Below are 8,131 nucleotides of genomic sequence, written 5' to 3'. Positions count from 1 at the left end.
TAACGCCGTCCTGGTTTAAAGTTAATCCACTATAGAATCCGCCGTTTGTTTTTTGATTTTCAACAGGTTCGCTTTATGTTCGGCACGATGTTTTTGATTATGATTGTATTGCTCCAGCTTTTCACGTTCGGACTGGGGCGTTCGTTGCAATGGCTATTCGCGCCGGTGGTCGGCAAGGCGGGCAGGCGTTGGCTGATGGGGATGTCGTATTTCGTGACCAACGGCCTGCTGGCGGGGCTTTTGTTGGAATTGGGACATTTTATGTTCCGCATCATGGCGTTTTGGATGGTGTTGCTGCTGTTTGTGATGTATGCGGCACTGGCGACGTTTGTTCTGTTTCTGCTGCTGCGCAAATTCGTGGCCAGCCGGTCGCTGTCGAGCAGCCTGCGCTTGTTTGCGCCGCTGTTTGTGTTCGGCTTGGTCGGCTTGGGGATGTACAACGCCTATACGCCCGTCGTCCGTCATCAGACCGTCGTGATCGATAAGAAAATGGACAAAACGCTGCGTATCGGGATGGCAAGTGACCTGCACTTGGGGATTTTGTTCGGCGCGCGGCAACTGGATAAGCTGGTGGACATCATGAACCGCGAAAAAGTCGATTTAATCCTGTTGCCGGGCGATTTGATGGACGACAACGTCGATGCCTACCGCAAAGAGAATATGCAGCCGCATCTGGGTCGTCTGAAAGCGCCGTTGGGCGTTTACGCGACTTTGGGCAACCACGATATGTTCGGCGACAGCGCGCGCATCCGCCATGACCTCGAAGCGGCTGGCATTACCGTACTCGGCAACCAAGTGTTGCAACACGATGCGTTCCTGCTCGTCGGCCGCAACGACGATGTGGACCACGACCGTCCGTCTGTCTCTCAGTTGCTGGAAAACCACAATACCGACCAGCCCGTTTTGCTGATGGACCACCGCCCGACCGAAGTCGAGGCGCACGCCAAGCTGCCTATTGACGTTCAAGTTTCCGGCCATGTCCACAACGGCCAAATCGCGCCGGCAAACCTGATTGTGCGCACACTCTACCGCCTTGCCTACGGCTACGAGGAAATTGGCGGAAGACATTTTTTTGTTACGTCCGGCTACGGTTTCTGGGGGATTCCGCTGCGCTTAGGTTCACAGTCGGAAGTGTGGGTGATTGATGTGAAGGGGAGATAGCGGTATTGCAAAATGAAAAGATAAAAAATACAGGCTTGCCGTTGCGCGGCTTTGTTTATTTGTTGTGAAATGTTATGACGTGCGCGGCTTTGTTGTTTTTAGAATATGGTTACAATCTATTGAATCAATCGAAAAAGGAAAATCAATAGAAAATTACCAAATAAAACCGTTCGAACCGGTCTTGCAATGCAAACTGTTTTTATTTATATTTACGTTTAAGAATAAAACACACTATCAATACTGAGCGAAAGAAAACACGGAGCACATCATGTTTGTTTGCATTTGCAACGCCATTACCGACCACGACATCAAAGAAACCATCGCTGCAGGCGCGAGTACCATGAGCGATTTGCAGGCTCAATTGGGCGTTGCGACCTGCTGTGGCTGCTGCGGCGAGTTGGCGGCTTCCTTCCTGAATGCCAACAGTGCGCAAACGACAGTTACCGCCGGTATCAATGTGCAATCCTAATCTTGTCTAAAGCATTATCAAAGGTCGTCTGAAACCGAAATCAAGGTTTCAGACGACCTTTGCATTGACGGCAGCCTTTATCTTACAATCCGTTTTTCGTTTACCACACCGCAAAGCATCCGCTATGAAGCTGACCCTGATGTTTCGAGAATATTGCAGTCTCTGTCACAAAATGCGTGAACAGCTCAAGCCGTATCAAGAGGCATTCGGTTTTGAGTTGGAAATCTTCGATGTCGATGAAGACCCTGTTTTAGAAGAAAAGTATAACGAACTTGTCCCCGTGTTATTGGATGGGGACGAAGAAATCTGCCATTGGTTTTTGGATGAGGAAAAACTGAAGGTATGGTTGGAAGGGAAGAAGAAACCGATCATTCGAGCATAGTTTGTTGTTCCATCCTGATGTGCAGTGAATCCCTTATCAATAAAAAGGTCGTCTGAAAAAAACAAACGGAGTTTTTTCAGACGACCTTTTTGCCATGTCAAAACCGGATTATTCCGCCTTCAAACCTGCCACACACTGCTTGTCGCGATCTTCAAACGCTTGCGCGCCGCCGAGCAGGTCGAGCTGCTCTTGCGGGCTGAGTTTGCCCAATGAACGGATTTGATCTTCGGAGAGTTTGTCCAAAGGCTTGTCCCACATACAGGTGCAGTAATCGGTGGCGAGTTTGCTGTTGTTTGAATCCAAGTCCCTTTCTTTCAAATCGTTTTGCCATTTTTCGGCAAAGGGGATGTTTTTCACACAAGACTCAAAGATGTTCTGCTTTGCCTGCGGTTTGGACATGGCGCATTGGGAGAGCAGTGCAGTCGCGGCGAGCAGTGCCAAAATGACCCACGCCCAAATGCGGATGGTGCGGATTTTGGATTTCGCTTTTTTACGCGCCGCGGCTTGCTCTTCGGCGGACATTTCGTTTTTCGGCTCAGTCATGCAGGCTTTCCATGCGGATCATGGTGATCGGTTTTTCCACGCAGCTTAATGCTTCAATGGCGGCGATGGCGCGCTTGACGTTTTTCTCGACCGTGCTGTGGGTCAGAATCACGATTTCGGCGGTGGTTTGGTCGATCACGCCTTTTTGGATTAAGGCTTCGATGGACACGTTTTCTTTTGCCAAAAGCGCGGCGATTTGTCCCAGCGTGCCCGGTTCGTCTTTGGCTTGGACGCGCAGGTAGTAGCTGCTGGTGATTTCGTCCATAGGCAGGATGGTTTGCGCTTGGACTTGTGCGGGTTGGAACGCCAGATGCGGTACGCGGTGGTCGGTATTCGCTTCAATCAGGCGTGCGATGTCTATGATGTCGGCAACCACGGCGGAAGCAGTCGGCAATGCGCCTGCGCCCGCGCCGTAGTATAAGGTTTCGCCAACCATATCGGCATTGACGCGCACGGCATTCATCACGCCGTTGACGTTTGCCAAGAGACGGCTTTCGGGAATCAGGGTCGGGTGGACGCGCAATTCGATGCCTTTGTCGGTTTTGCGGGTGATGCCCAAAAGTTTGATGCGGTAGCCGAGTTCTTCGGCGTATTTGATGTCGCGGCTGTCGAGTTTGCTGATGCCTTCGAGGTAGCAGGCGGGGAAGTTCATCGGCGTACCGAATGCCAGCGCACTCATGATGGTGATTTTATGGCCTGCGTCGTTGCCTTCGATGTCAAAGGTCGGGTCGGCTTCGGCATAGCCCAATGCCTGCGCTTCTTTCAATACGTCGGCAAACGCGCTGCCTTTTTCGCGCATTTCGGAGAGGATGAAGTTGCTGGTGCCGTTGATGATGCCGGCGATGCTGCGGATGCGGTTGGCGGCGAGGCCTTCGCGCAGGGCTTTGATAATCGGGATGCCGCCCGCCACAGCCGCTTCAAATTGCACCATGACGTTTTTTTCTTCCGCCAGCGGGAAGATTTCGTTGCCGTATTCGGCGAGCAGTTTTTTGTTGGCGGTAACGATGTGTTTGCCGTTTTCAATGGCTTTCAATACCGCATCTTTGGCGATGCCGGTACCGCCGAACAATTCGACGACGACATCGACGTCTTCACGCGCGACCAGTTCGAACGGGTCTTTGACAAAGGCTGCGGACGGACAGATTTGGCGGGCTTTTTCTTCGCTCAAGTCGCATACGGCACTGATGCGCACTTCGCGTCCCAAACGGCGGCTGATTTCCGCCGCATTGTCCTGCAACACGGCAGCCGTACCGCCGCCGACCGTACCTAAACCTAAAAGACCGATGTTTACTGGCTTCATTGTGCCTCCTTGTGAGCCGATTCTCTTAAATCAAAAAGTAAAAACAGAAATTCAGAAAGCCCGAAACGCACCGCCGCCGCAGATTGATATAATGCTGATTTTGCAAGGGCGGAAGACGCAGGCTAAAGTCGCCCATCCTACCTGAAATTGCCTGATTTTGCACCTTTTTTACGGAACGCGGCGAAAGGGCGGCAAGCCTGTTTGCAATAGATGGATGAAGCCAAGAAGGAAACGGAAGAAAATGCTGATTGAAGAAAACAAAACCGATGAAACCCTAAGCCTGACCGCTTATCGGGCGGGCGCAATCGAGGCAGGCGGCAAAACCTACACCGCGCCCATCATCTGGCGCAACGGCAAAATCGAAGCAATGAACGTGCAAACGCCGTCCGAGCTGACTGCCGCCGACCTGTTTCAGACGACCTCCGAGTCGGACGGTTTGCCCGAAGTCATCATTATTGGCACGGGGGAGAAGCAGCAGTTCCTCCATCCGAAAATCGCCGCCGAACTTGCCGCACACGGCATCGGGTTGGAATGTATGAACACAGCCTCCGCCTGCCGAACGCTGGTGTTGCTGCAAGGCGAAGGGCGCAGCGTTTGGGCTTGGTTGTGGGTGTGAATAGACATCCGCTGGATATAAAAAGGTCGTCTGAAAAGTTCAGACGACCTTTGTCTATGAAACAGCCGATACCTTATCCCAATACGACAAACCGTCCGTCAAAGACGGCAGCCAATTCGTTTTCCGAATAGATTTCGGTTTGCAGGGCGATTTTTCCTTTTTTATGGCGCTCGAACATGGTTTTGAGTTTTTGCCACTCTTCAGCCGGCGGACTGCGCGTGATGATGGTCAGATCGCCACGGGCAGGGCGCAGATAGCGGGTAGTGCCTTCTTGAATGACGATATTGCCATCCGATTCGGGGCAATGGAGATAGACAGTTGCCCAGCCGCCGACGGTTGCCGCCAATGCAATACTGCCGCCGAAGGCGGTATTTTTATGATTGCGGTTGGGGGCGTGGGGTGCGAAAAGTACGGTCTGATCCGCTGTGGTTTCCAAGACGCTTAGCTCGAGCAGGGCGGTCGCAGGGATGTGGGTATGTAGGAAATCTTGCAGGGTTTCGGGGTTCATGGTCGGTATCGGGATGGGTCGTCTGAAAATCAGAGGCAGGCAGCAAAGCCCTATCAATTATAGCGATAGGGTAGTGCAGAGGGCTTATTTTGATTGCTTGTGCTGTCCTGCCAGCCGCACATAATGCGCGGACGAATATTTCAAAAACTCTTTTTCCTTGTCCGTCAGCGGGCGGACTTGTTTGACGGGCGAGCCGACATAAAGATAGCCGCTTTCCAAACGTTTGCGCGGCGGCACCAAGCTGCCTGCGCCTATCATCACGTCGCTTTCGACGACGGTATCGTCCAGAATAATTGTTCCCATACCGATTAAAACACGGTCGCCGATACGGCAGCCGTGCAGCATGACTTTGTGTCCGACGGTAACGTCTTCGCCGATGACAAGGGGCGAGCCTTCAGGTTTTTCCGCGTTTTTGTGCGAAACGTGCAAGACGCTGCCATCCTGCACATTGCTGCGCGCGCCGATGCTGATGCTGTTCACATCGCCGCGCAAAACGGCATACGGCCAAACGGATACGTCTTCGGCAAGCGATACTTCGCCGATGATGACCGAAGTTTCATCGATAAGGCAGGACTCATGGACTTGCGGAGTATGGTCTAAGAAGGGGCGGATGGGGTTCATGCGGTTATTTCCTTTGTAAGCAGGGTTTGTTTTAAGAGGTCGTCTGAAACGGATTGTGGGTGGCTACATTTATTTTATGAATTAAGATTTTAAACGGGCTACCATTTTCTCATCATTTATTCATTAGAAAAAACGATCATTTTCCCTTCCGGATAATCTCCTTTCCAACCGCAAGGGAAACCGTTATGTTGGAAAACATACAAAATATCTTTCCAAATTTCCGGCATATAATTATTGGCGTAACAATTCAATAAAATTTTCATATAATAAGGCATTGTTTCCTCAAGGAAGTTTACTACCCCCTCTATCGTGAGCTTTCTATCTGCCCCATGTAAATTCTTATCTAGAGCCCCCAGACAATTGGTATTAATTAATTTAGCACCAATCAAGTAGTGCCAATCAAAATCATCCGAATCTGGGAATTGTTGAGTATCTATAATCTCCTCCCAATCATCCCATTTGCGACCTAACAGATATCTGGCTTCCTCCGGAGAGGCGGTAACGATAAATCTTTCACGATCGCCGTCATAAGGACGGGAAAAGAAACTGTCTGATGACAAAAAATCAACCACGGGTTGTGCTGATTCAAGTATTTGGTTCCAAGTCTTTTTCATTGTTGATTGCCTTTTGACTCAAATTTTACAAGCACCAAGTCCGGGAATATTGGTTTACGGGGCGCGGGCGAGTTGAAAAATATTCGGTTTATATTATCTATCTGTCTTCGGGCTGACAACTGTTATAGTGGATTAAATTAAACCAGGACGGCGTTACCTCGCCTTAGCTCAAAGAGAACGATTCTCTAAGGTGCTGAAGCACCAAGTGAATCGGTTCCGTACTATTTGTACTGTATCTGCGGCTTCCGCCTTGTCCTGATTTAAATTTAATCCACTATATCCAAACAAAAAAGGTCGTCTGAAAAGGTTTCCAAGCTTTTCAGACGACCTTTGGTCTTGTGTGAACGGTAAGCCTGCCTATAACAGCGGACTCATCAGGCGGACGGTGTTTTCTATCAGCCCGCGAAATTTGGAGCGTTGCTGCCATGCTTTGACGGTGATGTAGCTGCTGTTTTTGAGGTAGTCGCGTTGGAGGTTGCAGATTTGTTTGGTGATGTCGCGGTCGTAGATGGCGAGGCTGATTTCGAGGTTGAGGAAGAAGCTGCGCATGTCCATGTTGACCGTGCCGAAGAGGGCGTAGTCTTCGTCTATGGTCATGGTTTTTGCGTGCAGCAGCCCGCCTTCGAACATGGCGATTTTGACGCCTGCGTCGAGCAGCATGGGGTAGTAGGCGCGGGAGGCGTAGCGCACCATGAGGGAATCGACTTTGGCGGGCAGGATCAGGGTAACTTTGACGCCGCGTTTGGCAGCGATGGTCAATGCCATCAGGAGGGGTTCGTCGGGGACGAAATAGGGGGTGGTGATGGTGATTTGTTTGGTGGCGGCGTAAATCGCGCTGATGATGGTTTCGTAAATGACGTGGCTGCCTTGTTCGGGCGCGGAGGGGATGACTTGGGCGACGATGTCGCCCTGCTGCATTTTTTCGGGAAGGATTTCGGGAATGCGCTCTTGCGCCTGCGTCAGATATTGCTGCACGCTTTCGAGGTTTTCGTCGGTTTCGACGGCGAGGTCGGCAAAGAAGACGGCGGAGAGTTCGAGTACCAGCGGGCCGGTGCAGCGCATCATGACGTCCACCCATTCGCCGACGCCTGAATCTTTTTTGAAGAAGCGGGGATCGGCGAGGTTGAAGCTGCCGGTGTAGCCGATTTTGCTGTCGATGACGAGGATTTTGCGGTGGTTGCGCAGGTCGGTGCGGGTGAAGAAGGTGCGCCAGACGCCGACGGGCAAGGAGGCGTGGACTTCTATGCCGGCTTCGCGCAGGGTTTCTACCCAGCCGCTGTCGAAAAAGCGGCTGCTGCCGACGGCGTCGGCGAGGATGGCGCAATCCAAACCTCTGTCGGCGGCGGCGAGGAGTTCGTTTAACAGTTCTTCTATCCTGCCTTCGGGTTCGATGATGTAGAAGGCGAGCATGCAGGAATGGCGGGCGGCGCGGATGTCGGCAAGCATGGTGTCGATGATTTCATCGGTGGTGGACAGCAGCGTCATGGCGTTGTTGCGCGTGGCGCCGAGTCCCGTGCCTTTGGCGGCGACTTTGCTGATGCCGTGATAACGGGATTTGACGTTTTCGCCGACGCCGAGGTAGATGTCGGAGAGGTAGGTTTCGGCGAAACTTTGATAGAAGCGGTTCATCTCGCCCGTGCGCTTTGCCCGCGCCGTGCCGAGCCGCGGCTCGCCGATAAGCAGGTAGGCGATGGTACCGAAGACGGGGAAAAGGAAGAGGATAATCAGCCAGGCAAACGTGGAGCCGATGTTTTTTTGTTTGTACAACACGCGCAAGACGCAGCCGAGCGCGGCGCAGGTGTGGGCGAAAATGAAGATTTCTGTCCAGGTGATGTCTTTTAGAAAAGTCATGTTCGATAGGCGGTGGAGGAATGGCGGGAGCGGATGTATAGTGGATTAACTAAATCAGGACAAGGC

General features: G+C 51.9%; 10 protein-coding genes. 4 read left to right on the top strand and 6 right to left on the bottom strand.

Annotation, left to right across the window (positions count from 1 at the left end; translation table 11 throughout):
- Window positions 1-75 precede the first annotated feature (75 nt).
- The 3 genes from HMPREF3050_RS00555 to HMPREF3050_RS00545 all read left to right on the top strand — a co-directional run bounded on the left by HMPREF3050_RS00555 (window position 76) and on the right by HMPREF3050_RS00545 (window position 2,012).
- Window positions 76-1,161 (top strand): metallophosphoesterase, encoded by a 1,086-nt coding sequence (locus HMPREF3050_RS00555; RefSeq protein WP_070773107.1) that lies wholly within the window; start codon window positions 76-78, stop codon window positions 1,159-1,161.
- 268 nt (window positions 1,162-1,429) lie between these two features.
- Window positions 1,430-1,630 carry a (2Fe-2S)-binding protein gene (locus tag HMPREF3050_RS00550; protein WP_003755307.1) on the top strand — a complete coding sequence of 67 codons (201 nt, stop codon included), beginning with the start codon at window positions 1,430-1,432 and terminating at the stop codon, window positions 1,628-1,630.
- A gap of 124 nt (window positions 1,631-1,754) precedes the next feature.
- Window positions 1,755-2,012: a glutaredoxin family protein gene (locus tag HMPREF3050_RS00545; protein ID WP_070773106.1), complete on the top strand. Its 258-nt coding sequence runs from the start codon at window positions 1,755-1,757 to the stop codon at window positions 2,010-2,012.
- Between the two features lie 108 nt (window positions 2,013-2,120).
- Here the strand turns inward: HMPREF3050_RS00545 and HMPREF3050_RS00540 are convergent, their stop codons facing one another.
- Both HMPREF3050_RS00540 and HMPREF3050_RS00535 read right to left on the bottom strand, forming a co-directional pair.
- Window positions 2,121-2,555 carry a hypothetical protein gene (locus HMPREF3050_RS00540; protein ID WP_070773105.1) on the bottom strand — a complete coding sequence of 145 codons (435 nt, stop codon included), beginning with the start codon at window positions 2,553-2,555 and terminating at the stop codon, window positions 2,121-2,123.
- Window positions 2,548-3,855, bottom strand: a complete 1,308-nt coding sequence (locus HMPREF3050_RS00535; RefSeq protein ID WP_049223469.1) for a homoserine dehydrogenase — start codon at window positions 3,853-3,855, stop codon at window positions 2,548-2,550. The genes HMPREF3050_RS00540 and HMPREF3050_RS00535 overlap by 8 nt, the downstream gene beginning before the upstream one ends.
- A 241-nt stretch (window positions 3,856-4,096) precedes the next feature.
- Between HMPREF3050_RS00535 and HMPREF3050_RS00530 the strand changes: the two genes are divergently transcribed.
- Entirely contained in the window at window positions 4,097-4,471 is a 375-nt protein-coding gene (locus tag HMPREF3050_RS00530) for an Mth938-like domain-containing protein (RefSeq protein WP_070679896.1), read from the top strand.
- Window positions 4,472-4,544: 73 nt separating this feature from the next.
- Here HMPREF3050_RS00530 and HMPREF3050_RS00525 read toward each other — a convergent pair whose 3' ends face one another.
- The 4 genes from HMPREF3050_RS00525 to cls all read right to left on the bottom strand — a co-directional run bounded on the left by HMPREF3050_RS00525 (window position 4,545) and on the right by cls (window position 8,065).
- On the bottom strand, window positions 4,545-4,979 hold the full coding sequence (locus HMPREF3050_RS00525; protein WP_070773104.1) for a YiiD C-terminal domain-containing protein: 435 nt from the start codon (window positions 4,977-4,979) through the stop codon (window positions 4,545-4,547).
- Between the two features lie 84 nt (window positions 4,980-5,063).
- Window positions 5,064-5,600, bottom strand: coding sequence for a gamma carbonic anhydrase family protein (locus HMPREF3050_RS00520; RefSeq protein ID WP_003755292.1), 537 nt, complete (start codon window positions 5,598-5,600; stop codon window positions 5,064-5,066).
- A gap of 116 nt (window positions 5,601-5,716) precedes the next feature.
- Window positions 5,717-6,214 carry a hypothetical protein gene (locus HMPREF3050_RS00515; protein WP_070773103.1) on the bottom strand — a complete coding sequence of 166 codons (498 nt, stop codon included), beginning with the start codon at window positions 6,212-6,214 and terminating at the stop codon, window positions 5,717-5,719.
- A 357-nt stretch (window positions 6,215-6,571) separates the two neighbouring features.
- Window positions 6,572-8,065, bottom strand: coding sequence for a cardiolipin synthase (gene cls / locus HMPREF3050_RS00510; protein ID WP_070773102.1), 1,494 nt, complete (start codon window positions 8,063-8,065; stop codon window positions 6,572-6,574).
- Window positions 8,066-8,131: the final 66 nt, after the last annotated feature.

Source organism: Neisseria sp. HMSC065D04 (assembly GCF_001815675.1).
Taxonomy (GTDB): domain Bacteria; phylum Pseudomonadota; class Gammaproteobacteria; order Burkholderiales; family Neisseriaceae; genus Neisseria.
The sequence above is the reverse complement of the archived record's forward strand: the minus strand, read 5'-3'. Positions and strand labels throughout refer to the sequence as shown.

Bases quoted from the DNA above. Each gene is read 5' to 3' on its own strand.
- HMPREF3050_RS00555 (WP_070773107.1), top strand. From the start codon at position 76: ATGTTCGGCACGATGTTTTTGATTATGATTGTATTGCTCCAGCTTTTC.
- HMPREF3050_RS00550 (WP_003755307.1), top strand. From the start codon at position 1,430: ATGTTTGTTTGCATTTGCAACGCCATTACCGACCACGACATCAAAGAA.
- HMPREF3050_RS00545 (WP_070773106.1), top strand. From the start codon at position 1,755: ATGAAGCTGACCCTGATGTTTCGAGAATATTGCAGTCTCTGTCACAAA.
- HMPREF3050_RS00540 (WP_070773105.1), bottom strand. From the start codon at position 2,555: ATGACTGAGCCGAAAAACGAAATGTCCGCCGAAGAGCAAGCCGCGGCG.
- HMPREF3050_RS00535 (WP_049223469.1), bottom strand. From the start codon at position 3,855: ATGAAGCCAGTAAACATCGGTCTTTTAGGTTTAGGTACGGTCGGCGGC.
- HMPREF3050_RS00530 (WP_070679896.1), top strand. From the start codon at position 4,097: ATGCTGATTGAAGAAAACAAAACCGATGAAACCCTAAGCCTGACCGCT.
- HMPREF3050_RS00525 (WP_070773104.1), bottom strand. From the start codon at position 4,979: ATGAACCCCGAAACCCTGCAAGATTTCCTACATACCCACATCCCTGCG.
- HMPREF3050_RS00520 (WP_003755292.1), bottom strand. From the start codon at position 5,600: ATGAACCCCATCCGCCCCTTCTTAGACCATACTCCGCAAGTCCATGAG.
- HMPREF3050_RS00515 (WP_070773103.1), bottom strand. From the start codon at position 6,214: ATGAAAAAGACTTGGAACCAAATACTTGAATCAGCACAACCCGTGGTT.
- cls (WP_070773102.1), bottom strand. From the start codon at position 8,065: ATGACTTTTCTAAAAGACATCACCTGGACAGAAATCTTCATTTTCGCC.